23 protein-coding genes and 2 tRNA genes are annotated in these 25,599 nt (G+C 70.4%); 9 read left to right on the top strand and 16 right to left on the bottom strand.

What is annotated here, in order from left to right; genetic code table 11:
- Positions 1-77: 77 nt before the first annotated feature.
- Positions 78-2,714 carry a valine--tRNA ligase gene (locus ABZ312_RS13695; RefSeq protein ID WP_500437679.1) on the bottom strand — a complete coding sequence of 879 codons (2,637 nt, stop codon included), beginning with the start codon at positions 2,712-2,714 and terminating at the stop codon, positions 78-80.
- Between the two features lie 399 nt (positions 2,715-3,113).
- Here ABZ312_RS13695 and ABZ312_RS13690 point away from each other — a divergent pair, with 399 nt between their 5' ends.
- Complete coding sequence (locus tag ABZ312_RS13690; RefSeq protein WP_500322931.1) at positions 3,114-3,986, top strand: hypothetical protein; 873 nt, start codon at positions 3,114-3,116, stop codon at positions 3,984-3,986.
- Between the two features lie 67 nt (positions 3,987-4,053).
- Here ABZ312_RS13690 and clpX read toward each other — a convergent pair whose 3' ends face one another.
- The 5 genes from clpX to ABZ312_RS13665 all read right to left on the bottom strand — a co-directional run bounded on the left by clpX (position 4,054) and on the right by ABZ312_RS13665 (position 8,730).
- Complete coding sequence (clpX, locus tag ABZ312_RS13685; protein WP_329187895.1) at positions 4,054-5,340, bottom strand: ATP-dependent Clp protease ATP-binding subunit ClpX; 1,287 nt, start codon at positions 5,338-5,340, stop codon at positions 4,054-4,056.
- Between the two features lie 174 nt (positions 5,341-5,514).
- The gene (locus ABZ312_RS13680) at positions 5,515-6,150 is read right to left on the bottom strand and encodes an ATP-dependent Clp protease proteolytic subunit (protein WP_499516835.1); all 636 of its coding nucleotides are present in this window, start codon (positions 6,148-6,150) and stop codon (positions 5,515-5,517) included.
- 99 nt (positions 6,151-6,249) lie between these two features.
- A complete protein-coding gene (locus ABZ312_RS13675) occupies positions 6,250-6,852 on the bottom strand; it encodes an ATP-dependent Clp protease proteolytic subunit (RefSeq protein WP_319156002.1) in 603 nt (200 codons plus the stop codon).
- 241 nt (positions 6,853-7,093) lie between these two features.
- Positions 7,094-8,488: a trigger factor gene (gene tig, locus ABZ312_RS13670; protein ID WP_500322930.1), complete on the bottom strand. Its 1,395-nt coding sequence runs from the start codon at positions 8,486-8,488 to the stop codon at positions 7,094-7,096.
- Between the two features lie 165 nt (positions 8,489-8,653).
- Positions 8,654-8,730 (bottom strand) — tRNA-Pro (locus ABZ312_RS13665).
- A 111-nt stretch (positions 8,731-8,841) separates the two neighbouring features.
- On the opposite strand from ABZ312_RS13665, the gene ABZ312_RS13660 reads away from it, so the two are divergent.
- Positions 8,842-8,912: transfer RNA gene (locus ABZ312_RS13660), tRNA-Gly, on the top strand.
- Positions 8,913-9,637: 725 nt separating this feature from the next.
- Positions 9,638-10,234 carry a DUF5994 family protein gene (locus ABZ312_RS13655; protein WP_500437677.1) on the top strand — a complete coding sequence of 199 codons (597 nt, stop codon included), beginning with the start codon at positions 9,638-9,640 and terminating at the stop codon, positions 10,232-10,234.
- 384 nt (positions 10,235-10,618) lie between these two features.
- Here the strand turns inward: ABZ312_RS13655 and ABZ312_RS13650 are convergent, their stop codons facing one another.
- From ABZ312_RS13650 to ABZ312_RS13640, 3 genes are all read right to left on the bottom strand, one after another.
- Positions 10,619-11,926: an ice-binding family protein gene (locus tag ABZ312_RS13650; RefSeq protein ID WP_500437675.1), complete on the bottom strand. Its 1,308-nt coding sequence runs from the start codon at positions 11,924-11,926 to the stop codon at positions 10,619-10,621.
- A 611-nt stretch (positions 11,927-12,537) separates the two neighbouring features.
- Positions 12,538-12,861: a Ku protein gene (locus tag ABZ312_RS13645; protein ID WP_500359004.1), complete on the bottom strand. Its 324-nt coding sequence runs from the start codon at positions 12,859-12,861 to the stop codon at positions 12,538-12,540.
- Positions 12,862-13,213: 352 nt separating this feature from the next.
- Positions 13,214-13,576, bottom strand: a complete 363-nt coding sequence (locus ABZ312_RS13640) for a hypothetical protein (RefSeq protein ID WP_500437673.1) — start codon at positions 13,574-13,576, stop codon at positions 13,214-13,216.
- Between the two features lie 303 nt (positions 13,577-13,879).
- On the opposite strand from ABZ312_RS13640, the gene ABZ312_RS13635 reads away from it, so the two are divergent.
- Together ABZ312_RS13635 and ABZ312_RS13630 are read left to right on the top strand one after the other, a co-directional pair.
- On the top strand, positions 13,880-14,866 hold the full coding sequence (locus tag ABZ312_RS13635; protein WP_500437671.1) for a magnesium transporter CorA family protein: 987 nt from the start codon (positions 13,880-13,882) through the stop codon (positions 14,864-14,866).
- A gap of 21 nt (positions 14,867-14,887) precedes the next feature.
- Positions 14,888-15,262: an arsenate reductase family protein gene (locus tag ABZ312_RS13630; protein ID WP_500322922.1), complete on the top strand. Its 375-nt coding sequence runs from the start codon at positions 14,888-14,890 to the stop codon at positions 15,260-15,262.
- Here ABZ312_RS13630 and ABZ312_RS13625 read toward each other — a convergent pair.
- Both ABZ312_RS13625 and ABZ312_RS13620 read right to left on the bottom strand, forming a co-directional pair.
- A complete protein-coding gene (locus ABZ312_RS13625; protein WP_500437669.1) occupies positions 15,259-16,170 on the bottom strand; it encodes a glutaminase in 912 nt (303 codons plus the stop codon). The genes ABZ312_RS13630 and ABZ312_RS13625 overlap by 4 nt on opposite strands.
- A gap of 36 nt (positions 16,171-16,206) precedes the next feature.
- Positions 16,207-16,659: an Lrp/AsnC family transcriptional regulator gene (locus ABZ312_RS13620; RefSeq protein WP_499511894.1), complete on the bottom strand. Its 453-nt coding sequence runs from the start codon at positions 16,657-16,659 to the stop codon at positions 16,207-16,209.
- 117 nt (positions 16,660-16,776) lie between these two features.
- Between ABZ312_RS13620 and ABZ312_RS13615 the strand changes: the two genes are divergently transcribed.
- The gene (locus ABZ312_RS13615) at positions 16,777-17,781 is read left to right on the top strand and encodes an asparaginase (RefSeq protein WP_500359001.1); all 1,005 of its coding nucleotides are present in this window, start codon (positions 16,777-16,779) and stop codon (positions 17,779-17,781) included.
- A gap of 67 nt (positions 17,782-17,848) precedes the next feature.
- On the opposite strand, the gene ABZ312_RS13610 is transcribed toward ABZ312_RS13615, so the two are convergent.
- A complete protein-coding gene (locus ABZ312_RS13610; protein ID WP_361795409.1) occupies positions 17,849-18,043 on the bottom strand; it encodes a hypothetical protein in 195 nt (64 codons plus the stop codon).
- A 451-nt stretch (positions 18,044-18,494) separates the two neighbouring features.
- Here ABZ312_RS13610 and ABZ312_RS13605 point away from each other — a divergent pair, with 451 nt between their 5' ends.
- On the top strand, positions 18,495-19,661 hold the full coding sequence (locus ABZ312_RS13605) for an acyltransferase family protein (protein ID WP_500322917.1): 1,167 nt from the start codon (positions 18,495-18,497) through the stop codon (positions 19,659-19,661).
- On the opposite strand, the gene ABZ312_RS13600 is transcribed toward ABZ312_RS13605, so the two are convergent.
- Positions 19,642-20,784: a PP2C family protein-serine/threonine phosphatase gene (locus tag ABZ312_RS13600; protein WP_500322916.1), complete on the bottom strand. Its 1,143-nt coding sequence runs from the start codon at positions 20,782-20,784 to the stop codon at positions 19,642-19,644. The genes ABZ312_RS13605 and ABZ312_RS13600 overlap by 20 nt on opposite strands.
- Before the next feature lie 128 nt (positions 20,785-20,912).
- Here ABZ312_RS13600 and ABZ312_RS13595 point away from each other — a divergent pair, with 128 nt between their 5' ends.
- Positions 20,913-22,142, top strand: coding sequence for a GNAT family N-acetyltransferase (locus ABZ312_RS13595; RefSeq protein ID WP_500322915.1), 1,230 nt, complete (start codon positions 20,913-20,915; stop codon positions 22,140-22,142).
- An 80-nt stretch (positions 22,143-22,222) separates the two neighbouring features.
- Here the strand turns inward: ABZ312_RS13595 and ABZ312_RS13590 are convergent, their stop codons facing one another.
- Together ABZ312_RS13590 and ABZ312_RS13585 are read right to left on the bottom strand one after the other, a co-directional pair.
- Positions 22,223-23,038 carry an Fpg/Nei family DNA glycosylase gene (locus tag ABZ312_RS13590; protein ID WP_500437667.1) on the bottom strand — a complete coding sequence of 272 codons (816 nt, stop codon included), beginning with the start codon at positions 23,036-23,038 and terminating at the stop codon, positions 22,223-22,225.
- Positions 23,039-23,045: 7 nt separating this feature from the next.
- Positions 23,046-23,534, bottom strand: a complete 489-nt coding sequence (locus tag ABZ312_RS13585; RefSeq protein WP_500322912.1) for a ribose-5-phosphate isomerase — start codon at positions 23,532-23,534, stop codon at positions 23,046-23,048.
- Between the two features lie 140 nt (positions 23,535-23,674).
- Between ABZ312_RS13585 and ABZ312_RS13580 the strand changes: the two genes are divergently transcribed.
- Entirely contained in the window at positions 23,675-25,138 is a 1,464-nt protein-coding gene (locus ABZ312_RS13580; protein ID WP_500437665.1) for an amino acid permease, read from the top strand.
- Here the strand turns inward: ABZ312_RS13580 and ABZ312_RS13575 are convergent.
- Positions 25,102-25,593 carry a serine/threonine kinase C-terminal domain-containing protein gene (locus ABZ312_RS13575; RefSeq protein ID WP_500322910.1) on the bottom strand — a complete coding sequence of 164 codons (492 nt, stop codon included), beginning with the start codon at positions 25,591-25,593 and terminating at the stop codon, positions 25,102-25,104. The two genes, ABZ312_RS13580 and ABZ312_RS13575, sit on opposite strands and share 37 nt — an antisense overlap.
- Between the last annotated feature and the right edge of the window lie 6 nt (positions 25,594-25,599).

Raw genomic sequence — 25,599 nt, 5'->3', positions numbered from 1 at the left:
ACACAACCAAGTGGGGGGGGGCGGAGGGGGGGGGGGGGGGGGGGCGCGCCCCCCCCCCCCCCCCCACCCCGGGTGCGTCAGCCCTGCGGCAGCGAGGACAGCTGCGCGGTGATGCGGGCCATGTCCGCCTCGGCCGCCGCCAGGCGGGTGCGGATCTTGGCGACGACGGGCTCCGGTGCCTTCGCGAGGAACGCCTCGTTGCCCAGCTTCGCCGTGGCCTGCGCCTTCTCCTTCTCGGCGGCGGCCAGGTCCTTCGCGAGCCGCTTCCGCTCGGCGTCGACGTCGATCGCCCCGGAGAGGTCCAGCGCGACCGTCGCGCCCGCGACCGGGAGGGTCGCCGTCGCGGTGAAGCCCTCGCCCTCCGGCTGCAGGCGCAGCAGCTGGCGGACCGCCGCCTCGTGGGCCTCCAAGCCGGTGGAGCCGAGGTCGAGCCGGGCCGGGACCTTCTGGCCCGGCTGCAGGCCCTGGTCGGCGCGGAACCGCCGGACCTCGGTGACCAGCGACTGCACCGCCGCGATCTCCTTCTCGGCGGCCGCGTCGCGGAAGCCGGAGTCGGCCGGCCAGTCGGCGATGACGACCGACTCGCGCCCGGTGAGCGTGGTCCACAGCGTCTCGGTCACGAAGGGGACCACCGGGTGGAGCAGCCGCAGCAGCTTGTCCAGGACCTCGCCCAGCACGCGCCGGGAGACCTCGGCCGGGCGGCCGCCCGCCAGGAAGGTGGTCTTGGACAGCTCGACGTACCAGTCGAAGACCTCGTCCCACGCGAAGTGGAACAGGACGTCGCTGAGCTTGGCGAACTGGTAGTCGTCGTAGAGCGCGTCGGCCTCGGCGACCGTGGCGTTCAGCCGGGACAGGATCCAGCGGTCGGTGGCCGACATCTCCTCGGGCGCGGGCAGGTCGCCCTCGACCGTGGCGCCGTTCATCAGCGCGAAGCGCGTGGCGTTCCAGATCTTGTTGGTGAAGTTGCGGGAGCCCTGGACCCAGTCCTCGCCGATCGGCACGTCGGTGCCGGGGTTGGCACCGCGCGCGAGCGTGAAGCGCAGCGCGTCGGAGCCATAGGTGTCCATCCAGTCCAGCGGGTTGACCGCGTTGCCGAAGGACTTCGACATCTTCTTGCCGAACTGGTCGCGGACCATGCCGTGCAGGGCGATGGTGTGGAACGGCGGGGTGCCGTCCATCGCGTAGAGACCGAACATCATCATCCGGGCGACCCAGAAGAAGAGGATGTCGTACCCGGTGACCAGGACGGAGTTCGGATAGAACTTCGCGAGGCTCTCGGTCTCCTCGGGCCAGCCGAGCGTGGAGAACGGCCACAGACCGGAGGAGAACCAGGTGTCGAGGACATCGGTCTCCTGGGTCCAGCCCTCGCCGCCCGGGGGCTCCTCGTCGGGACCGACGCAGACGATCTCGCCGTCCGGTCCGTACCAGACGGGGATGCGGTGACCCCACCACAGCTGGCGCGAGATGCACCAGTCGTGGAGGTTGTCGACCCAGTCGAAGTACCTCTTCTCCATCTCCTGGGGGTGGATCTTGACCTGGCCGTCGCGGACGGCGTCACCTGCGGCCTTCGCCAGCGGGCCGACCTTGACCCACCACTGCATGGACAACCGCGGCTCGATGGTGGTCTTGCAGCGCGAGCAGTGGCCGACGGAGTGGACGTACGGGCGCTTCTCGGCGACGATCCGGCCCTCGGCGCGCAGCGCGGCGACGATGGCGGAGCGGGCCTCCAGCCGGTCCAGTCCCTGGAAGGGACCGTGCGCGGTGATGACCGCGCGCTCGTCCATGACGGCGAGGTTCGGCAGACCGTGGCGCTGGCCGATCTCGAAGTCGTTCGGGTCGTGCGCGGGCGTGACCTTGACGGCCCCCGTGCCGAACTGCGGGTCGACGTGCTCGTCGGCGACGACCGGGATGCGGCGGCCGGTCAGCGGCAGCTCGATCTCGCGGCCGACGAGGTGCCGGTAGCGCTCGTCCTCCGGGTGGACGGCCACGGCGGTGTCGCCGAGCATCGTCTCGGCGCGGGTCGTCGCGACGACGATGGAGTCCTCGCCCTCGCCGTAGCGGATCGAGACCAGCTCGCCGTCGTCGTCCTGGTACTCGACCTCGATGTCCGAGATGGCCGTCAGACAGCGCGGGCACCAGTTGATGATGCGCTCGGCACGGTAGATGAGCTCGTCGTCGAAGAGCTTCTTGAAGATGGTCTGGACGGCCTTGGACAGGCCCTCGTCCATGGTGAAGCGCTCACGCGACCAGGCCACGCCGTCACCGAGGCGCCGCATCTGCCCGGAGATCTGCCCGCCGGACTCCGCCTTCCACTGCCAGACGCGCTCGATGAACGCCTCGCGGCCGAGGTCGTGGCGGGACTTGCCCTCCTTGGCGAGCTCGCGCTCGACGACGTTCTGCGTGGCGATGCCGGCATGGTCCATGCCGGGCTGCCACAGCGTCTCATACCCCTGCATCCGCTTGCGGCGGGTGAGGGCGTCGATCAGCGTGTGCTCGAAGGCGTGGCCCAGGTGGAGGCTGCCGGTGACGTTCGGCGGCGGGATGACGATGGTGTACGGCTTCTTGTCGCTCTTGGCGTCGGCCTCGAAGTAACCGCGCTCTACCCAGCGCTCGTACAGGGGCCCCTCTACCTCGGCCGGCGCGTACTGGGTCGGCAGTTCGGGGGTCGCGCTGTTCGGTCCGCTCTCGGCGGCCTGCTGAGTGTTGTCGGTCACGGCGCTCAGTTTACGGGCGGGGCGGGCCCCGTTACGAATCCGCCGGTGCCCGGGCGCGAGACGCGGGGACGGGCCCCCGAGGACGCGCGCCCGCCGCGGGGCCCGGCGGGGGCCCTCGCGGTCCGGTTCCGGGGGCGCGTGGTGCCGGGAGCCGGGAGACCCCCGCCGGTCCCCGGGGATGGGCCACCGCCTCCGAACCACCGGCGGACGAGCGACTCCTGACGGGAAACCGGCAGACCGGACGGGTCGGCGGTACCCGTCCGCACCGGTGGTCAGGGTGATCAACCGGGCATCTGCACCGTCTTGTTACCAAGTCCTGACGACGTCGGTGTAAAGACGGCCTAAACAATCCGCAAGGATGAGTACGAGGAGACAGCAGTTCAACGAGGGGACTCACCGATGAGCTTCAACCAGCCGCCGCCGCAGCCGGGTTACGGCGGCCAGCCTGGCTACGGGGGCCAGCCCGGCCACCCCCAGCAGCCACCGGTCCCGCCCGGCCCGCCCCAGCAGCCCGCACCGGGCTACGGCTACCCGCAGCAGCCCACGGCCCCGCAGCCGGCCCCTGGCTACGGCTACCCGCAGCAGCCCGGCCCGTACGGTCAGCAGTCCGGCCCGTACGCCCAGCAGCCGGGTCCCTACGGTCAGCAGCCCGGCGCCTGGGGTGCCCCGCCGCCGCCGTCCGGGGGCAAGGGCAAGATCATCGGCATCGTGGTCGGCGTCGTGGTCGCCGTCGCGGTCATAGGCGGCGGCATCCTCGCCCTCACGGGCAGCGGCGGCAGCGGCGGTGACCACAAGCTCGCCATGCCGGCCACGCTGCTGGACGGTCAGTACACCAAGTCCGGCAACGACCCCGGACTCAGCAACGGCGAGACCGGGGACGACACCGGCATCGACGACGCCACCACGGTCTCCGGAAACTACAAGAAGGGCGCCACCGAGCAGCTGATCGTCACCGGCGCCTACGGTGACGTCAGCGACCCGGGCAGCGTGCTGGACAAGATGCTCGCCGCCTTCACCTCCAAGGCCGGCAGCTCCGGCGGCGAGGCCCCGAAGGAGGTCCACCCCACCGGCTTCGACGGCGACATCATGAAGTGCGGCACGATCGGCTCGGCCGGGGTCAGCTTCCCGTACTGCGCATGGGCCGACGACAGCACGGTCGCCATGGCCATGGACATGAACGTCGACATCACCGGCGCCACCGAGCCCCCCTCCCTCTCGGAGTGGGCGGACAGCACCGTGAAGATCCGCGACGAGGTCCGCGTCAAAAAGTGACCCGCCCCGTACGGCGAAGGGGGCGCCCGGCAGCTGCCGGGCGCCCCCTTTCGTGTGCCGGGGTGCGCTACGCGCTCTTCTGCTCGCCCTTGCCGATGATGCGGGGCTCGCGCGGGACCAGGGTCGGGTTCACGTTGGAGTGGACGACGTCCTCGCTGATGACGACGCGGGCGACGTCCTTGCGCGAGGGCACCTCGTACATCACCGACATCAGCACCTCCTCCATGATGGCGCGCAGGCCGCGGGCGCCGGTCTGGCGGAGGATGGCCTGGTCGGCGATGGCCTCCAGGGCGCCGCGCTCGAACTCGAGCTCGACACCGTCGAGCTCGAAGAGCCGCTGGTACTGCTTGACCAGGGCGTTGCGCGGCTCCACCAGGATCTGCAGCAGCGCCTCACGGTCGAGGTTGTGCACGCTGGTGATGACCGGCAGACGGCCGATGAACTCGGGGATCATGCCGAACTTCACCAGGTCCTCCGGCATGACCTCGGAGAACTGGTCGGCGGAGTCGATCTCCCGCTTGGAGCGGATGGTCGCGCCGAAACCGATGCCCTTCGCGCCGGCCCGTGACTCGATGATCTTCTCCAGCCCGGCGAAGGCACCGCCGACGATGAAGAGCACGTTGGTGGTGTCGATCTGGATGAACTCCTGGTGCGGGTGCTTGCGCCCGCCCTGCGGCGGCACCGAGGCGGTGGTGCCCTCCAGGATCTTCAGCAGCGCCTGCTGCACGCCCTCGCCGGAGACGTCGCGGGTGATCGACGGGTTCTCGCTCTTGCGGGCGACCTTGTCGATCTCGTCGATGTAGATGATCCCCGTCTCGGCCTTCTTGACGTCGTAGTCGGCCGCCTGGATCAGCTTGAGCAGGATGTTCTCGACGTCCTCGCCGACGTACCCGGCCTCGGTCAGCGCGGTGGCGTCCGCGATGGCGAACGGCACGTTCAGCATCCGGGCCAGGGTCTGGGCGAGCAGGGTCTTGCCGGAGCCCGTGGGACCGAGCAGCAGGATGTTGGACTTGGCGAGCTCGATGCCGTCGTCGTGGCCGCGGCCGCCGCCGTTCTCGCCGGCCTGCACCCGCTTGTAGTGGTTGTAGACCGCCACGGAGAGCGCCTTCTTCGCCGGCTCCTGGCCGACGACGTAGCTCTCGAGGAACTCGTAGATCTCGCGCGGCTTCGGCAGGTCCTCCCACCGCACCTCGGAGGACTCTGCGAGCTCCTCCTCGATGATCTCGTTGCAGAGGTCGATGCACTCGTCGCAGATGTACACACCGGGTCCTGCGATGAGCTTCTTCACCTGCTTCTGGCTCTTTCCGCAGAACGAGCACTTGAGCAGATCGCCGCCGTCACCGATGCGTGCCACGAGGTGCTTCCCCTTCGCCTGGGTCCCGTCAGTTCGACGAGTCCTGGTGCTTGCCTATCGACGGTACCTTGCCGCGCCCCCAGTGCGGGCCCCCCTTGGAGCTACTGGGCCGTGACCTGCACAACCCCGCGGCTCCAAGAGGGGACTTCTTGTCGCAGAATGCCCTGCCGGGCGTCAGACCGCGACCGCCGAACCCTTGCGGGTCGAGACGATCTGGTCGACCAGACCGTAGGAGAGGGCCTCCTCGGCCGTGAGGATCTTGTCGCGCTCGATGTCGTCGCGGATCTTCTCGATCGGGGTGCTGGAGTGCTTGGCCAGCATCTCCTCCAGCTGGGCCCGCATCCGCAGGATCTCGTTGGCGGCGATCTCCAGGTCCGAGACCTGGCCGCGGCCGGTCTCGCTGTACGGCTGGTGGATCAGGATGCGGGCGTTCGGCAGCGCCATCCGCTTGCCGGGCGTGCCGGCGGCGAGCAGCACGGCCGCGGCGGAGGCCGCCTGGCCCATGCAGACCGTCTGGATGTCGGGCTTCACGAACTGCATCGTGTCGTAGATGGCCGTCAGCGCCGTGAAGGAGCCGCCGGGGCTGTTGATGTAGACCGAGATGTCGCGGTCCGGGTCCATCGACTCCAGGCACAGCAGCTGCGCCATGACGTCGTTGGCGGAGGCGTCGTCGATCTGCACCCCGAGGAAGATCACGCGCTCCTCGAAGAGCTTCGCGTACGGGTCGTACTCGCGGATGCCCTGCGAGGTGCGCTCCACGAAGCGCGGCACCACGTAGCGGGCCTCGGCGGCGTTCGTGCGGTCGTACATGCCGCTGCCGGGGAAGTTCTGGGTGGTCACGTTCACCGTCCTGAAGATGAGCAGTGGGCTGGGGTCGGTCCTGCGGGGCAGTACGGGCGTCAGGCCCGGTCAGGCCCCGGTGCCGCCGCCGCCCGGCACGTTCACGGCGTGCGTGATGACGTCGTCGATCAGGCCGTACTCCTTGGCCGCCTCGGCGGAGAACCAGCGGTCGCGGTCGGAGTCACGGGTGATCGCCTCGACGCTCTGGCCGGAGTGCTCCGCGATGAGCTCGGCCATGCGCTTCTTCGTGCGCAGCAGCTGCTCGGCGTGGATCTTGATGTCGGAGGCCGAGCCGGCGAGGCCGGCGGAGGGCTGGTGCATCAGGATGTCGGTGTTCGGCAGCGAGAAGCGCTTGCCGGGGGTGCCGGCCGTCAGCAGGAACTGGCCCATGGAAGCCGCGAGGCCCATGGCGATGGTGACCACGTCGTTCTTGATGAACTGCATGGTGTCGTAGATCGCCATGCCGGCCGTCACGGAACCGCCGGGGCTGTTGATGTAGAGGTAGATGTCCTTGTCCGGCTCGGCGGCAAGGAGGAGCAGCTGCGCGGTGATCTTGTTGGCGATGTCGTCGTCCACCGGCTGGCCGAGGAAGATGATCCGCTCGCCGAGCAGCCGGTTGTAGACCTGGTCGCCGAGGCCACCGATGGTCGGCTCGCCGGCGGCGGAAGGCATCGGAGTCGTCACGTATCCACCTGCTCGTTGTCGGACGGCGCGGACGCCGTCACAGGGTCTTCTCGTAGGGCACGGGCCCTCGTACTTACGGACCCTAACGCGCAGGTGGGGCCCAGCAATCCCCCACGCGGAACTGTTCGCTGTCAGCGCAGGCAGGGTGTAAGCGGAGAGCGAAACCGAACAGAACGGGCCCGGACGAACTGGTCGTCCGGGCCCGTCGGATGGTGCTGCGGGGCGAGGCTCAGGCCTCGGAGCCCTCACCCTTGGCGGTCTCGGCGTCCGTGTCCTCGGAGGTGGCCTCGACCGTCTCGCCGGTCTCGTCCTCCTCGTCCTCCAGGTCGACGACCTCGCCGTTGGTGTCCTTGACCGTGGCGGCCTCGACGACCAGGGCCAGCGCCTTGCCGCGGGCGACCTCACCGACGAGCAGCGGCACCTGGCCGCCCTCGACGACCGCCTGGGCGAACTGGTCCGGGCTCATGCCGGAGGAGGCGGCACGGCGCATGAGGTGCTCGGTGAGCTCCTCCTGGTTGACCGAGAGCTTCTCGGTGGAGACGAGCTCGTCCAGGACGAACTGGGTCTTGATGCCCTTCTTCGCCTGCCCCTCGATCTCCTGGTCGTACTCCTCGCGGGTCTTGCCCTCGTTCTCCAGGAAGGAGTCCCAGTCCAGGCCCATGGCCGGGAACTGGTGGTGCTCCAGGTTGTGGACGCGGGTCTCGATCTCGTCCTTGAGCAGCTTCTCCGGCAGCGGGATGTCGACCAGCTCCAGGAGGGCGTCCAGCACCTTCTCCTGCGCCTGGGTGGCCTGGTCGTACTGCTTGATGCGCTCCTGGCGCTTCACGGCGTCGGCGCGGAGCTCCTCGAGGGTGTCGAACTCGCTCGCCAGCTGGGCGAAGTCGTCGTCCAGCTCGGGCAGCTCACGGGCCTGGACGGTGGTGACGTCCACCTTGACCTGGGCCTGCTTGCCGGCGGCGGAGCCGCCCTTGAGCTCGGAGGTGAAGGTGGCCGAACCGCCGGCCTCCAGGCCGGTGACGGCCTCGTCGATGCCGTCGAGCAGCTGGCCGGAGCCGATGGTGTAGGTGACGCCGCTGGCGACGCCGTCCTCCAGCACCTCGCCCTCGACCGAGGCCTCCAGGTCCACGACGACGACGTCGCCGTCGGCGGCGGCACGCTCCACGACGGTGGTGGAGGCGAAGCGCTCCCGCAGCTGCTCCAGGGCCTTGTCGACGTCCTCGTCGGACACCTCGACGGCGTCGACGGTGACCTCGATGCCGGAGTAGTCCGGGATCTCGATGACCGGGCGGATGTCCACCTCGGCGGTGAACTTCAGCTCCTGGCCGTCGTTGAACTCGGTGATGTCCACCTCGGGCTGGCCGAGGACGTTGAGCTCGCCCTCGTTGACCGCCTCCGTGTAGAACTTCGGCAGTGCGTCGTTGATGGCCTCTTCGAGGACCGCGCCACGGCCGAACCGCTGGTCGATGACGCGCGCGGGGATCTTGCCCTTACGGAAGCCCGGCACCGTGACCTGCTGGTTGATCTTCTTGTACGCCGCGTCGAGGCTGGGCTTGAGCTCCTCGAAGGGCACCTCGACAGTGAGTCGAACCCGGGTCGGGTTCAGAGTCTCGACGGCGCTCTTCACGGTTGGGTCTCCTTGGGGGCTTTACGTTGATGGGCGGCCGCTCGGCGATCGTGCGGGGCGGCTGGTGTTCGACCTGGCTTTTCCGCGTTTCAGTGGCCGACGACCCATCCTACCGGTACCACAATCCTGCGGCCGGGCCCTGCTCGGCACAGGGCGGCCGAGCACTGGTCGGGGTGGCCGGATTCGAACCGACGACCTTCCGCTCCCAAAGCGGACGCGCTACCAAGCTGCGCCACACCCCGTCGGTGCGACACGTAGAGTACATGCCTCCGCACACCCTGACGGCCATATGTGCCGTGCGCGGGAGCCGGGTCGATCGGCTACGATCTGATGTGCCAGAATGACTGGCCGTTGCGGGCGTAGCTCAATGGTAGAGCCCCAGTCTTCCAAACTGGCTACGCGGGTTCGATTCCCGTCGCCCGCTCTGCAGGACGAAGGCCCAGGTCAGGGGATGTATCCCCGAGCCTGGGTCTTCGTGTTCCCGGCAGCGGTCCCGGGCGGTGTGCCGGCCGCGTGCCTGTTCCGGCGGGAACCGTGTCCCGGAGCCCTTTATGATCATGACGTCGATCGCGTCGGCGATCTCGCGCTCCCGTTCCCGGTTGCCGGGCTGGTAAATCGGCGACGCCAGCGTGTCGCCCGTATGCCGAAGATCGTGGAATCGCGGACCCCCGCCGGTCGCTGGTGAGCTCCGCAATGGAACCGCGTACGCGAATCGTCCCGTGGTCGAGGTCGACATCCTGACGGGACAGACCGATTCAGCTCAGGGGTATGGACCGCGGATCAGATCGTGATCCACCGCCGTGGCCATGATGCAGTCGAAGGAGTGACGAATAGAGCTCCGCCGTACGGAGGCGAGCGGACGCTCGCGCACCCTGCAGCGGCGTAACTCGCGAAAAGCGCCTTGCCCGTATCGGGGTAGCGCCAGTCCGCCGGCCAGTCGCCGGCCTCCCGCTCCGCGCGAAATGTCATCGGAGCGGGGGGCGACGCATGGTCAACGACGGCTCGTGGTGGTCGAGATGACCGGCTGAGTACCGTCAACGGCCATGACCATCAGGGCTGCGACGCGGTCGTCCCCACAGTGCGAGCGCCCTCCCGGGTTGTCCGGGGCTGTGGAAGAGCGCGCACACCGCCCACAAGGGGCGATGACACATGGGTGCCGGCTGCGGCAAGCACGGAAGGCTCCTCAGCGGAGTACGTTGGACACACCGAAGGCATTCCGAACCCCGGCTTCCGTGCCGGCGTCGTTTTCGGCGAATGCCTAGCCGGGCCAGTGAACGCATGGGCTTGATCCTTGATCACACGACGCACGATGAATCCCTCGGCCCTGACGGCGTACGACTCTCCCTGAAGCCGGTCACGGCCGCCCCGGGTCCCCTCGACGGAGCCTGGTGGCCCCGCTCACGCGATCTGGCGGCGGAACTCTCGGCACTTACGGCCACTCCGGACGCCCCATGGGGGCGGATCGCCCGTGTCGCCGTGAACCCGCACTTCTGGCCGGCCGTCCCCCGGAGGGTCGCCGTGGCCGGACATGTGGTGCCCGTCGATTGGTTCACAGCGGACCAGGACCCTCACAAGCTCCTGCTGCTCTCCCGCGACACCGGACGCTGGGACCTTCTGGTCATTCCGCCGGAGACGGACTCCGCCACCGCCGCCCGCCTGTTGTCCGCCGCGGCCGATCCCCGCATCACCGCCACCGCCGGCCGCTTGTTGGCAGTGGAGCGCTCGCACGTCGCAGGAACCATATGAGGGTCTCGGACGCCCCCGTCACCGCTGCCCTCGCTGATGCGGCGAGCACCCTGGGAGCACTCATGAATCTGCGCGACACACAGCACGGGGGAACATACGGTTACGGCCCGCGCCTCCCGGTCGGGACCGGTCCGACCACACCGGCGGCGCCGGCACCGCCTCTCGTCAGGCACGACCGCCGTGACCACCGTGACGGGGGCCGTGGGCGACTGCGCCCGCCACGGCGCCGCCGGTCCCGCCGAGCACGGGTGTGAGAAGCATCGGCCTCGGCAGGCGAATGGTTCGCGGACGTCGCCGAAGCCGCAGATCCCCCAGGGGGCGCCCCTTGTTCGGGGCGCCCCCTGGAAGTCTTGCTTCCTCAAGGCGATGAGGATGGGGCTTGTTTCAGTCCTGGCACGTCATCTGGAAGCTCCATGCCATCTCGTCGTCGTCCGGTTCCTTCCACGGCGGCTTGGCGTGGCAGTTGCTGCCGTGCTCGTCATCGTCGTACTTGCCATGGTCATCGTCGTACTTGCCGTGGTCGTCGTACTTGCCGTGGTCACCGCGGTGGTCGTGAGGGCCAGGACCGCCGGGGTAGCCGGGGTAGCCGGGGTAGCCGGGGTAGCCGGGGTAACCGGGGTAGCCGGGGTAACCGGGGTAGCCGGGACGCCCGGGAGGACCGGCTGGACCTTCAGGACCTTCAGGACCGGTCGGGCCGGCGGGACCACTCGGCCCGGCAGGACCACCAGGACCGGCAGGGCCGGACGGGCCGGCAGGACCACCAGGACCGGCAGGACCGGACGGGCCGGCAGGACCACCAGGACCGGCAGGACCGGTCGGGCCGGTGTCACCGGGAGGACCAGAGGGTCCGGCAGGACCCGAGGGACCAGTGGGTCCGGCAGGGCCGGTCGGGCCGGTGTCACCGGGAGGACCAGAGGGTCCGGCAGGACCGGACGGACCAGTGGGTCCGGCAGGGCCGGTGGGTCCGGTCGGGCCGGTGGGTCCGGTCGGACCAGCCACACCGCAGGTCGGGACCGTGATGTTGTCCCTGATCAGGGTGACCTGGCCATTTCGCGCCAGCAACCGGCCCGCGATCGCCGCGTCGGCGCCCACGGAGATGTCCGTCAGGGCCATGATGGTGCCCTTGAAGTCGGCATTGGTCCCGATGGTGGCGGAGCTGCCCACCTGCCAGAACACGTTGCAGGCCTGCGCTCCGTTGATGAGCCGGACGGTGCTCCCCACGTTCATGACCAGGGTGGAGCCGACCTGGAAGATGAAGACGGCGTTGGGGTCGCCCTGTGCGTCGAGAGTGACAGTCCCGTTGACGGCGAGATCCAGCGCCGTCCCGGCGGAGTAGACGCCGGGAAAATAGGCTTGGGTGTCGAGCTGGGGTCCCGCGACGCCGTCGGACGGCCTGCCGGCCGCGTCGTTGTAGGCGGTGACCAAGTCTGACTTCGCCTGACCGGCGACAGCGTCGGCTACGTGCGTCGCTCCGATGACACGTCCGGGCGGAAAGCCCGTCACCGAGGTGCCGGGGCTGAGCCCCAGATCCCCGATGATGATGGTTCCGAGCGTGTTGGTGACCGTTGATCCGGCCAGGACCCCGTAGGTCTTGGCGGTTCCCAGTCCCACCGCCGGAGGTGATACGGCGTGGGCGAGGGTCGTGATCATGGTGAGCGTCGCCATCAGCACAGCGATGGGGATCAGGAGCATTGGCGCCTTGAGCCCCTTGTGTAGGCGTATACGTCGCCTGCCTGGCGGAGAGGCCAGGACGGAATCCTCTGACATAGGGAGAGACCCTTTCTTGTGGCCGAGCCCGGCCACCCCTGCGAGGGGACTTCGAACTTGGGTAGTGAGCTCCGGTCGCCGAACCTCAGTCGCGTGCCAAATCAGCGGTCCCAAACCAAAGGGGGCCGGCGAGCAAGTGCTCACCGAAGGAAGCGACAAACCGCTGCTCACCAGCCAAAAGCTAGCAATGATCCTATAAAGGGCATATGCGCGGAGAGCCAAAGGAGTTATGGGGCGCGCCTGGTTCACTCTGCTGGTGGCGTCTACGCGCAACCGGGGGCATTGGGCCAGGCCCGGCAGACGGGAGCCCGGGCACCGCGGTTGTCCTCTGCCGGCGTGGCCGGACATCGAACGGGCACGGTGGGCCGCCGGCCAAGGGTTAACTGCTCTGCCGTGCGTGGCGGCGCTGGCACAAGCACGCCTCCCGGGCTCTCCTCCAGCGCCGCCATCAAATCCACCGCTGATACCGGCTCTTCCGGCTCCTGCAGCCCCGCGACGGTCAGCTTCGCGGCTCCCAGCTGCTCAAGCGCTGCCGCCTAACCGTCGGGTAGATCGCCGATTTTGACCCCTGCCAGCTGGTCCGTCAGCAGTTCTGCGAGCTCCAGCTCCCGCTCGGTCACCGGGGCCGCCGAGGACAGGTCACCTGGCTCGCGGATCTCCTCCGGCCACAGCAGCGTGTGCAGTACGAGCATCCCTCGGCACGGCCTCAGCACCGCCGGCCGCTCCCGGGTGCGCAAGGTGACCCTCGCGACCGCCCCGTCCCGTGCCGAGCAAGCACCGGATCGGCGTCGCGCTCGTCGACGAAGCCGAGGACGCCGACGTTGCGCTTCGTCGGAAGGGGAGTACAGCCGGGTCCTCATCGAGGAGCACCACGGCCACCCTGCCGCCGGTACTCCGGGATGGGCTCGACGTATACGGGAGGCTCCCCGGGCGGCACCTCCACCGCATCACGCCCCGGCGCTCACACGTTCGTCTCCAAGACTGCGGGCGGGCCCGGCCAAGTCCGTCACCCCCGGCCATCCGACCGGCCTGCTCCCGGGTTCGCCCCTGCCGCCCGCCCGGCTCCCTCGACTGGCAGCCGCGACCAGCGGGGATCGGGATGGGACCGCCCGGACGAAGCCCCTGGACGCGCGGGCCACTTGCCGGGCCACCCCAACGGAGTGGCGCGGCCGGGGTGGAGGGCCGGCCGCGCCAGGGGGGTGAGCTCAGGGGTCAGTTGTTGAAGACCGGGATGTTGTTGTTCACCCCTCCCCCGAAGAGACCGCCACCGCCGTTGTTGAAGACCGGGATGTTGTTGTTCACCTGGCCCCCGAAGAGACCACCGCCACCGTTGTTGAAGACCGGGATGTTGTTGTTCACCTGGCCCCCGAAGAAGCCACCGGTGTTGTTGAAGAGGGGGATGTTGTTGTTCACCCCGCCGCCGTCACTGACGTGAAGGCTGTGCTGCTGGGGTGCGGCCTGGACGGCGCTGACATGGGCGGGGGCGGCCGCGAACGCGCTGGTCGGGAGCAGGGCGCCACCGGCGGCGAGGGTGGTGGCGGCGGTCAGCATGACGATCTTGCGGGTGCGGGACATGGCGGTTCTCCTCAGGCGATGCGGGGCGGGGATTCCGGACGACCCCTTTTCGGGTATTCCGGCACCGGGGGGAATGTCCCGGTGGTTCCTTTCGGTCGGTATTGCGCGACCTCTTGACTCCAGTAAGCCCCGGCGTTCCGCCCGCGTCACGTCGCTGCATTTCGGGGCTTGACATGTGACCGGGGGCTGGTTAGAAGACGGCCCGCCGGTACCGCGGATCCCCTGGACCGGGCACCTCCGCATGCGTGGACGCCGGAGTCTGCGCAGGCTGGGAGGTGTGCCGGTGATCCACGGTGAGGAACGATGATCGTTACGGTGGTGTCGATGCCCGAGGGCACCGTCGCCCGCGCCGCCGTGTCGGAGGCGCGGGAGCGGCTCGCGGCGTCGCGCTTCCTGCTCGTGGACATCGAGGTGCCCGGGGAAGGACGGCCCGACGAGGCGCCGATCGCCCACAAACTCGGCTTGGAGGCCGAGGACCTGGCGTGGCTGGGCAGGGAGGGCGAAAGCGCGCGGGCGGAGTTCCACGGGGACAACGCCCGGTTCGTCGTACCGGTCATCGAGGACGACGAGGTCGCCCACCTCCACGTCTTCGTGACCGGGCGGTACCTGGTCACGGTCCACCGGGGGCCGAACACGCTCGTCGGGCGGTTCATCCCCCGGCTGCCGCACGAACGGCCCGCGGACACCACCGCCGCGCTCTTCCTGCTGCTGGAGGACGCCCTGGAGACCTTCCGCAAGTCCGCCTTGGAAGCGCTGCTGCAGGTGGAGGACCTCGAGGACGAGATGTTCGAGAGCCGGAACCCGCAGCAGGTGTACCGGCTGGCACAGCTGCGGCGGCGCGCGGCGCTGCTGCACCACGCCCTGCTGCCATACCTGCAGGCGACCGACGAGACCATCACCCGGCGGATGATGAGCGGCAGCTTCCCGGAGGAGCGGCAGCGGCTGGCCGCCTCGTACCAGCGGGCCGCGCGGATGGTGCTCTCCAGCATCGAGTCGCTCCAGGACGCCGCCCGGCGGGCGTTCGCCAGCTACTCCTCCCTGGTGTCCGGCGAGCAGAACGGTGTGATCAACCGGCTGGCCATCGTGTCGACGATCTTCCTTCCGCTGACCTTCCTGACCGGCTTCTTCGGCATGAACTTCACCTACGTGACCGACGAGTTGGAGAGCAAGGTCGTCTTCTGGCTGCTCGCCGTGGGGCTGCAGGCGCTCGTCCTGTCCGTCGCCGTCTACGTGCTCCACCGCACCCGCATCTGGCGCAGACTGCGCGACGACGGGCGCGACGACCGCTGAGCGCCTCACTACATTGGCGGCATGGAGATCTGGATCAACCCCGCGTGCTCGAAGTGCCGCTCCGCGCTGCACCTGCTGGACGACGAGGGCGCGCAGTACACCGTGCGGCGCTACCTGGAGGATCCGCCCGACGCGGACGAGATCCGGGCGGTGCTGGAGCGGCTCGGGCTGGAGCCGTGGGACATCGTGCGGACCCAGGAGGCCGAGGCGAAGGAACTGGGACTGAAGGAGTGGCCGCGCGGGCCGGGTGAGCGGGACCGCTGGATCGGCGCGCTGGCGGCGCACCCGCGGCTGATCCAGCGTCCCATCATCACCGCCGAGGACGGCACGGCGGTGGTCGCGCGCTCCGAGGAGGCGGTGCGGGACGCGCTGGGCCGCGCCCCGGGCTCCGTCTAGAACACCGACAGCCCGGTGGCGGTGGTGAACGCGTCGAGGGCCGCCATGGCGCCGACGGAGTTGCCGGCCGGGTCGAGGCCGGGGCTCCATGCGCACAGGGCGCCCCGGCCAGGGAGGACGGCGAGGATGGCCCCGCCGACGCCGCTCTTGCCGGGCAGGCCCACGCGGTAGGCGAACTCCCCCGCGGCGTCGTAGGTGCCGCAGGTGAGCAGCACGGCGTTGAGGCGTTTGGCGTCGGTGCGGGACAGCAGCCGGCCGCCGTCGGCGCGCAGTCCGTGCCGGGCGAGGAAGCCGCCCGCAAGGGCGAGGTCGCGGCAGGAGGCCTCGAGGGCGCAGTGGCCGTAGTAGTGCTCCAGGACGGTGTCCACGGGGTTGTGCAGGTTGCCGAAGTGCGCGAGGAAGTGCGCCAGGGCGGCGTTGCGGTGGCCGTGGGCGGCCTCGGAGGCGGCGACCGCCAGGGCGGTGGTCAGGGCCGGGTTGCCCGACTCGGCGCGCAGCAGTTCGCGTACCGCGCCCGAGGCGTCGCCGGTGAGGGTCAGCAGGGCGTCGGTGACGACCAGGGCTCCGGCGTTGATGAAGGGATTGCGCGGGATGCCCTGCTCGGTCTCCAGCTGGATGAGCGAGTTGAAGGGGTTGCCGGAGGGCTCGCGGCCGACACGGCGCCACAGGGCGTCGCCGCCGTGGTGGAGCGCCAGGGCGAGCGTGAAGAGCTTGGAGACGCTCTGGACGGAGAACGGCTCGGCGAAGTCCCCGACGCCGTGGACCTCGCCCCCGACGGTGGCCAGGGCCATGCCGAAGGCACCGGCCTCGGCGGCCGCGAGGGCGGGGATGTAGTCGGCGACCTTGCCGCGGCCGAGCTCCGGAAGGGCCGCGGCCATGGCCTGTTCGAGGAAACGCTGGTAGTCCACCGGCCCATTGAACCCGGACCCCGGCGAACCCCGGCCCTAGCCGACCGGCACGCCCTGCGGGCCCTTGATCCGCTTCATGATCATCTGCGAGTTCACCTCGCTCACGCCCGGCAGGGCGATCAGCTTCTCGGTCCAGAAGCGCTCGTAGGCGTCGCTGTCGGCCACCGCGATCCGCAGCAGGCAGCCGGGCGCGCCGTAGAGCCGATAGGCCTCGACGATGTCGGGGATGGCCTGCACCTGCTCCTCGAAGGCGGCGACGGACTCGCGGTCCCGCCGTACCTCGACGGAGGCGAAGACCTCGAAACCGCGGCCGACGGCGGCCGGGTCGACGACGGCCCGGTAGCTCTGGATCACCCCGTCCTCCTCCAGCTGGCGCACCCTGCGCAGGCACGGGGAGGGGGTGAGGCCGACGCGGGCGGCCAGTTCCTGGTTGGTGAGCCGGCCGTCGGCCTGGAGCTCACGCAAGATTCTTCTGTCGATGGCATCCATGAGGGCGATAGATACCACGCTTGGGCGATCTACGCGGGCTGATTGGCAATCCGATGCCGGGGTTCACCGCATATCCTTGCCGCGGAGGAGTCAGACGAACACGCGAGTGAGGGACACGTGAAGCACATCGTCGTGATCGGCACCGGCGGCACGATCGCCAGCCGGTGGCAGGGGGCCGGGTACGCGGCCGAGGCCGCCGGCCACGAGGTGCTGGCGGCGGGCGCGGTCCCCGAGGGCGTCGAGGTGACCGTGCGCGACCTGTTCACGGTGAACAGCTCGCGGCTGACCTCCGCCCACCAGCTGGAACTGCTGCGGACCGTCCACGAGGTGCTGGCGGACCCGGGCGTGGACGGCGTCGTGGTGACCCACGGCACCGACACCATGGAGGAGTCCGCCTTCCTCCTGGACCTCCACCACGGCGACCGGCGCCCGGTGGTCCTCACCGGCGCCCAGCTCCCGCTGGACGCCGTGGACGGGGACGCGGCGGGCAACCTCTACGACGCGCTGCTGACCGCCGCGACCGGCGAGGACATCGGCGTGGTCATCACCTTCGGCGGCTTCGTGCACGCCGCCCAGGGCACGGTCAAGGCGCACACCCTGGACGTCCAGGCCTTCGCCGACCCCTCGGGCCGGCCGCTGGGACGGGTGAAGTTCGGCGAGATCGCCTGGGGCGCCCCCCGGCCGCGTGCCACGGCGCTGCCGCTGCCGGACGCACACGTCACGGCGCCGCGCGTCGACGTCGTCATGCACCACGTGGACGCCGACCCCGTGCTCTTCGAGGCCGCGCTGGGTGCGGGGGCCCAGGGCATCGTGCTGGTCGGCACCGGCGCGGGCAACGCGACGCCCGATTTCGTGGCGGCGGTCCGCCGCGCGGTCGACGCCGGGGTGCTGGTCGCCGTGAGCACCCGGGTGGCGGCCGGGCCGGTGGCGCCGATGTACACCGGGGGCGGCGCGGTGGACCTCGCCGCGGCCGGCGGTGTGCTGGCCGGGACGCTGCGCGCGGGGCAGGCCCGCATCGCCGTACTGGCGGCGTTGCTGTCCGCCCGGGACCCGCAGGAGCGGGCCGCCGCGCTGCGCCGCATCATCGGGACGGCCGAGGACCGCACACCGGCCGTCGCCTGACTCCCCGTCACTCGGCGCGGCCACCGCGCCGGGTGACGGGTGACCTGTGCCATGTGACGGGGACCGCTCAGAGGTTTATCTGGTTGATGGTGTCCGCCAACGAGTCGAGGAACTTGTTGATCGCCGGCGCCATGCCCGTGGAGGCAAGGAAGAAGCCGAAGAGCGCGGCGACGATGGCCGGACCAACCTTGAGCGTCTTGCCCCTTATCAGGACGATCATGATGATCGCCAACAACAGCACCACGGACAGGGAGATGGCCACTGGGGATCACATCCTCGGTCTGACGCCTCACCGTTCCGGGGGAGCAACGCAGCCGCACCCCCGCGACGTCCATCGTGCCACCTGCCACCTGCCACCGTGACCCCGCGGGACACCTCTTCCCCGCGCGCCGGGGTCGCACACCTGTGACGCAGGACATCGCGATCACTTCTGATCACTTCGGATGAGGACAATCTCGCAATTGCACGGCACGTTCGAGTGAATTTCCCCCAAACTATTTCCCCGCACATGCACTTGCCACACAAACGATCATCAAAAAACCTGCACAGACGCCAACCCGTGTGCCGATATGCCCCGTTCAACCCTTATATGACTGCCCATAGCGTCACGGAACGGGCAGTGGCATGACACATGCATTCCGGGGTAGCAGCGCCGCTACCGCCATTCCGATCGAGAATTTACTCAGGCAGAGGCGCCCGCTATGGTGCATCAAATGTTCCAGCCCCACCGCACGAACACCCTGTCCCCCGGCAGGACCCAGACCGGGAATTCCGTTCTCCCCGCTCCCCGCACGGAAGCCGCCCCCGCCCCCGGGCCGGCCGCCCCCGCGGGGTCCGCCGCCCCCGCCACCGCCTCCGCGCCCTCCGCCGGGCGCGACCCGTTCTTCGACAACGCCAAGTACCTCGCGATCGTCCTGGTCGCGATGGGCCACGCCTGGGAACCGCTCACCGGGCACAGCAGGGCCGCCGGCGCGCTCTACATCCTCGTGTACGCGTTCCACATGCCGGCCTTCATCGTCATCTCCGGCTACTTCTCGAAGAGTTTCGACGCCCGCCCGGACCGCGTCAGGAGACTGATCACCGGCATCGCCGTCCCGTACCTGCTCTTCGAGGCCGCCTACTCGCTCTTCAGGAACTGGGCCGACGACGCGGCGCCGCAACCGCTCAGCCTGCTCGACCCCTGGTACCTCACCTGGTTCCTCGCCGCCCTCTTCATCTGGCGCCTCACCGCCCCCATCTGGCGCATCGTCCGGCAGCCGGTCGCCGTCGCCCTGGTGATCGCGGCCCTCGCGTCCGTCACCCCGACCATCGGCGACGACCTGGAACTCCAGCGCGTCCTGCAGTTCCTGCCCTTCTTCGTGCTCGGCATGTGCCTGAAGGCGGAGCACTTCCACCTCGCCCGGCGCCGGGTGGTGCGCGTGCTGTCCGTTCCGGTGGGGCTCGCCGCGCTGGTCGTCTCCTACTGGGTGGCGCCCCGGATGGACCGGGCCTGGCTCTACCACCGCACGAGCGCCCAGGAGCTGGGCGCGCCCTGGTGGACGGGGCCCGTCATGACGCTGGCGCTGTTCTGCTGCTCCCTGGCGCTGACGGTGTGCTTCTTCGCCTGGGTGCCGCGCCGCCGCATGTGGTTCACGGCCCTCGGCGCCGGCACGCTCTACGGGTACCTGCTGCACGGCTTCCTCGCCAAGGGCTCCCGCTTCGGCAGCTGGTACGACCAGGCCTGGATCCACACCCCGCTGGGCCAGGTCGTGGTCACCGCGATCGCCGTCGTGGTGGTCACCGCGCTGTGCACCCCTGCGGTGCAGCGGCTGTTCCGCTTCGCGATGGAGCCGAAGATGTCCTGGGCGTTCCGGCCGGCGGCTAGTCCCGGCACACGATGAGCAGGGCGCGGTCGTCGTTGACGTCCTTGGCGACCGCCTCGATCAGCTGCCAGGCCGCGCCGCGGAAGCCGTGGGCGACGTACCGGTCGGCCTCGCCGATGAGCCGGTCGATGCCTTCGGTGATGTCGCGGCCGGCGGCCTCGACCAGGCCGTCGGTGAAGAGCAGCAGGACGTCGCCGGAGCGCAGCGTGCCCTTCACGCTGTTGAACTCGGCGCCGTCGTACACCCCCAGCAGCGGCCCCTCGGCCGCCTTCTCCTCCCAGCGGCCGGTGCCCGCGCTGAGCTGCATGCCCGGCAGGTGGCCCGCGGAGAGCAGCTCGTAGTCGCCGGTCTCCACGTCCAGCACCAGGTGGACGGAGGTGGCGAAGCCCTCGTCCCAGTTCTGCCGGAGCAGGTAGCCGTTGGCGGCGGTGAGGAAGGCGTGCGGCGGCAGTGAGCCGAGCAGGCCGCCGAAGGCGCCGGAGAGCAGCAGGGCGCGGGAGCCGGCGTCCATGCCCTTGCCCGACACGTCGGTGAGGACGGCCTCCAGGATCCGCCCGCCCGAGGTGCGGGTGGCCACCACGAAGTCGCCGGAGAAGGACTGGCCGCCGGCCGGCCGCAGCGCCATCTCGGCGTGCCAGCCGTCGGGCAGCCTCGGCAGCCTGCTCTGCACCCGGATGCGCTCGCGCAGGTCGAAGAGCATCGTGCCGCCGCGCATCCAGGGCACGCCGACCCGGGCGCGGAACTGCGCGACGATCAGCCCGGCCAGGGCCACGGCCGCCACCACCAGCACGGTGCCCGGGGTCACCCGGCCGACGCCGTCGCGGTACGGGCCGAGGACGGCGGACTCCACGACCATCGCGGCGGCACTCGCCCCGTACAGCAGCAGAAGGCTGGAGGGGCGCAGCAGCAGGCCGCCGACGAGGACGGGCAGCACCAGGGTGGTGGGCGGGCACCATTGCGGCGCCAGCACCGTGGCCCAGGCGATCAGCGGGACACTGATCGTCAGGACGGTCAGGGCGAGCCAGTCGGCCGCGTCGCCGCGGAAGTAGTCCACGGCGGATTTGCGCAGGCCTACGCGGGCCCGGTGGACCGTCCTGCGCCACCGGGCCCCGAATCCGTCTCCTACCGGGCGTCGTGCCATGTTCCCGGCGACCCTATCCACCCTCACCCGTTCTCCGCATCGGAGGTGCCCCTCATGGTGCGCCGATTCGCCGCCACGACCGGCGAAAACCGTTCGCCCGCCCTTGGGGCGACTGGTAGGCAGGGCACATGACGGTGGAGTTGCGGGTTCTCGAGTCCGAACAGTGGGACGAGTGGTTCAGCACGCTGGAACGCGCGTTCGGCAGCGCGGTCTGGCCGGCGGAGGAGCGGGAGTTCGACCGCGGGGTGACCGAGTTCTCCCGGTCGATCGCGGCCTGGGACGGCGCGGAGGTCGTCGGCACCGCGGGGGCGTTCTCCTTCCGCATGGCGGTGCCGGGCGGCGCCGTGGTCCCGGCGGCGGGCGTCACCATGGTCAGCGTCGCCTCGACGCACCGCCGCCGCGGGCTGCTGACCTCGATGATGCGGCGGCAGCTGGACGAGGTGCACGAACGGGGCGAGCCCCTTGCGGTGCTCACGGCGTCCGAGCCGGCGATCTACGGCCGGTACGGCTACGAGGTCGCCACCCGCCAGACGACCTTGGAGGTCGACACCCTGCGCGCCGGCCTCACCGTGCCCGCGGGCGCCGACGGGGTCACCTTGCGCTTCGCCGACCCGCAGGAGGCCCTGGCGGCCTGCGAGGAAGTCTACGCGCGGCAGGTGCCCACCCGGCCGGGCATGCTGGAGCGGCGGCCTAACTGGGAGCGCAAGGGCGTGCTCGACCCGGAGGCGTTCCGGGACGGCGCGTCGAAACTGCTCTGCGTGGTCGCCGAGCGCGACGGGGAGGTGCGGGGCTACACGCGCTACGCGGTGAAGTCCGCCTGGAATGCGGCCGGACCGGACGGAACGGTGGTGCTGCGCGACCTGGAGGCACTGGATCCGGACACATACGCCGCCCTGTGGCACTACCTGTTCGGCATCGACCTCACCTGCCGCATCACCGCGCGCAACCGTCCCGCCGACGACCCGGTCCTGCACCTGGTCGACGACGTGCGCCGCTGCGGCGTGCGCGTCAGGGACGGCCTGCTGCTGCGCCCGGTCGAGGTGGGCGCGGCCCTGTCGGCCCGTACCTACGCTGCCCCGCTGGACGTCGTACTGGAGGTCTCGGACCCGTTCTGCCCCTGGAACGAGGGCCGCTGGCGGCTCGGCGGCGACGCCAAGGGCGCCACGTGCGAGCGGACGACGGACACCGCGGACCTGGCGCTGTCGGTGCGCGAGCTGGGCGCGGCCTACCTGGGCGACGTCTCGCTGACCGCACTGGCGCGGGCGGGACGCGTGCGGGAACTGCGGCAGGGCGCGCTGCGGGAGGCCACGGTGGCTTTCGGCGGCGACGTCGCCCCCTGGCTGCCGCACGGCTTCTAGGTCCCCGCTCGGGCCCGTGTCCACCGGCCGGGGCGCTCCCTTGGGCGTGTCCCCGGCCGGCCCCTGGTCCGAGCGGGGCGTCAGCCCCGGACGGGCTGGCAGACGGGGCACCAGAAGAGGTTGCGCGCCACCAGGGAGGCGGCGCGCACCTCGGTGCCGCAGACGTGGCACGGCATCCCCGCACGGCGGTAGACGTAGACCTCGCCGCCGTGGTCGTCGATGCGCGGCGGACGGCCCATGGCCTCGGGGGTGTGCTCGGGGCGGACGGTGTCGATGCGGTTGTTCCGCACGCCCTCGCGCATCAGGGCCACCAGATCGGCCCAGATCGCGTCCCACCGCGCGCGGTCCAGGTCGCGTCCCGCCAGGTACGGGTCGACGCCGTGGCGGAAGAGGACCTCGGCGCGGTAGACGTTGCCGACGCCCGCGACGACCTTCTGGTCCATCAGCAGTGCGGCGATGCTGGTGCGGCTGCGTGCTATGCGGGCCCAGGCGCGCTCCCCGGTGTTGGCGGGCCGCAGCGGGTCAGGGCCGAGCCGGTCGTGTATGGCCTGCTTCTCGGCCCCGGTGATCAGCTCGCAGGCGGTCGGCCCGCGCAGGTCGGCGTGGTGCTCGTCGGTGGCCAGGCGCAGCCTGACCTGGCCGACGGGGGCCCCGCCCGGCCCGGTGCCGAAACCGGACTTCCCATACAGCCCGAGGTGGACGTGGACCCAGCCGACCGGGCCGAACCCCAGGAAGAGGTGCTTGCCGTGGGCCTCCGCGGACTCCATCACGGCGCCGTCCAGGAGGGCGGCGCCGTCGGAGAACTTGCCCTGCGGACTGCTCGCGCGGACCACCCGGCCGGCGAAGCGTGCCTCGTGGTCCGCGGCGAGGCGGTGGATCGTATGCCCCTCGGGCATGCCCGGATCAGCCCTCCTGCGGGTGGTGCGGCGGGATCGGGGGCAGCTCGCCGGTGGTCTCGTACGCGGTGAGCATGTCGATGCGGCGGGTGTGGCGCGGCTCACCCGAGTAGGGCGTGCCGAGGAAGACCTCGACGAACTTGGTGGCCTCGTCGGTGGTGTGCATGCGGGCGCCGACGCTGATGACGTTGGCGTCGTTGTGCTCGCGGCCGAGGGTCGCGGTCTCCTGGCTCCAGGCGAGCGCGGCCCGGACGCCCTTGACCTTGTTGGCCGCGATGGCCTCGCCGTTGCCCGAGCCGCCGATCACGATGCCGAGGGAGCCGGGGTCCGCGGCGGTGCGCTCCGCGGCGCGCAGGCAGAACGGCGGGTAGTCGTCCTGGGCGTCGTAGATGTGCGGGCCGCAGTCGACGGGCTCGTGCCCGTTGGCCTCGAGCCACTCCACGAGGTGGTTCTTGAGTTCAAAGCCGGCATGGTCGGAACCGAGGTACACGCGCATACGGACGAGTGTCGCACGGGCACGCTGGGCGACATGCCGTGGGTGCTGCGTGAGGGGGATTTGAGGGTGGCTTGAGGATAAGACAACAAAACGGAATCAAAGGTTCCCCGGCCGCGCCGGGCCCTGTTTCATGCCACCCCATGAGTACACGTCCCCCCACCCCAGTGGCCGGCTCCACCGCTGCGGCCCACGAGGCCACGACGGAACCGCAGGACGGCTCGGGCCTGAAGGCCGGGCTCAAGAACCGCCACCTGTCGATGATCGCGATCGGCGGCGTGATCGGCGCCGGCCTCTTCGTCGGCTCCGCGTCCGGCATCGCCGCCGCCGGTCCCGGCATCCTCCTGTCGTACGCCCTCGTCGGCACCATGGTCGTCTTCGTCATGCGCATGCTTGGCGAAATGGCGGCCGCGAACCCCACCTCCGGCTCCTTCTCCGCCTACGCCGACCGCGCGCTGGGCCGCTGGGCGGGCTTCTCCATCGGCTGGCTGTACTGGTTCTTCTGGGTCGTGGTGCTGGCGGTCGAGGCGACCGCCGGGGCCAAGATCCTGGAGGGCTGGGTCCCGGCCGTGCCGCAGTGGGGCTGGGCGCTGATCGTGATGGTCGTGCTCACCGCGACCAACCTGGCCTCGGTGGCCTCCTACGGCGAGTTCGAGTTCTGGTTCGCCGGGATCAAGGTCGTGGCCATCGCCGGCTTCATCGTGCTCGGCGCGCTCGCGGTCCTCGGCGTGCTGCCCGGCAGCCACGACGACGCCGCGGGGCTGGACAACCTCACCGCGCACGGCGGCTTCCTCCCCAACGGCCCCGGCAAGATCCTCACCGGTGTGCTGCTGGTCGTGTTCTCCTTCATGGGCAGCGAGATCGTCACACTGGCGGCCGGCGAGTCCGCCGACCCGGAGCGCGCGGTCACCAAGGCCACCAACAGCGTGATCTGGCGGATCGGCGTCTTCTACCTCGGCTCGATCTTCATCGTGGTGTCGCTGCTGCCGTGGAACGACCCGTCGATCATCAAGGACGGCTCCTACGTCGCCGCGCTGAACTCGATCGGCATCGCGCACGCCGGACAGATCATGAACGTGATCGTGCTCACGGCCGTGCTGTCCTGCCTCAACTCCGGCCTCTACACGGCCTCGCGCATGGCCTTCTCGCTGGGCCGGCGCGGTGACGCGCCCAAGGCGTTCGCCCGCACCACCAGGCGCGGTGTGCCGCAGGCGGCGATCCTGGGCTCGGTCGTCTTCGGCTTCGTCGCGGTCTTCTTCAACTACAAGTACCCCGACACCGTCTTCCTCTTCCTGCTCAACGCCTCCGGTGCGATCGCGCTGTTCGTGTGGCTGGTGATCTGCTTCTCGCAGCTGCGCATGCGGAAGATCATCCTGAAGGAGGCCCCGGAGCGGCTGCGGGTGCGGATGTGGCTGTACCCGTACCTGACCTGGGCGACGATCGCGATGATCGTGTTCGTGCTCGGCTACATGCTCACCGACACCGCCGACGGCGGCGGCCGGGACCAGGTGGTCGTCTCGGTGCTGGTGGGGCTCGGCGTGGTCGCCGTCGCGGTGGTGCGCCAACTGCTTCACAAGGGCCGGAAGGACTCCCCCACCCGGTCGTAGGCGGCCAGCGCGGCGGACCCGGCCGAAGCCGCGTACCAGACGTTCAGCTGGTACGACTTGCCCCCCTCGGTGAAGCCGAGCTGCCGTGCCCGCCAGGGCGCGCCGGCCTGGGTGAAGGCGTACTCCCACACGACGGCGGGACGACCGCGGAACGACGTCCGCTCCAGCCGGGTCTTCCGGTAGCCGGGCACGTCGTGGGAACCGGCCTCGAAGGCGCGCCACTGCTCCAGGAGATCGCCGCCCCGTGCGAGTGCGTACGAGGCGGCGATCTCCTGCTGTCCGTCCGGGGCGTGGTAGTGGACGTTGGACGGGCTCTTGGCGCTGCGCGTCCAGCCCCGCGGCGGCTCCCAGGCGAAGCCGGTCTCGTTGCGCTCCCCGGGGGCGGGCGCGCCGGTGGACGTCCCCGTGGACGAGGTGGCTCCGGTGGACGGGGGACGGCTGGTGCCCGCGACCACGGGGCC

Source organism: Streptomyces sp. NPDC006207 (genome assembly GCF_040613835.1).
GTDB lineage: Bacteria > Actinomycetota > Actinomycetes > Streptomycetales > Streptomycetaceae > Actinacidiphila.
Note: the sequence above shows the minus strand (reverse complement) of the source record. Positions and strands in the feature narration are given on the sequence as shown.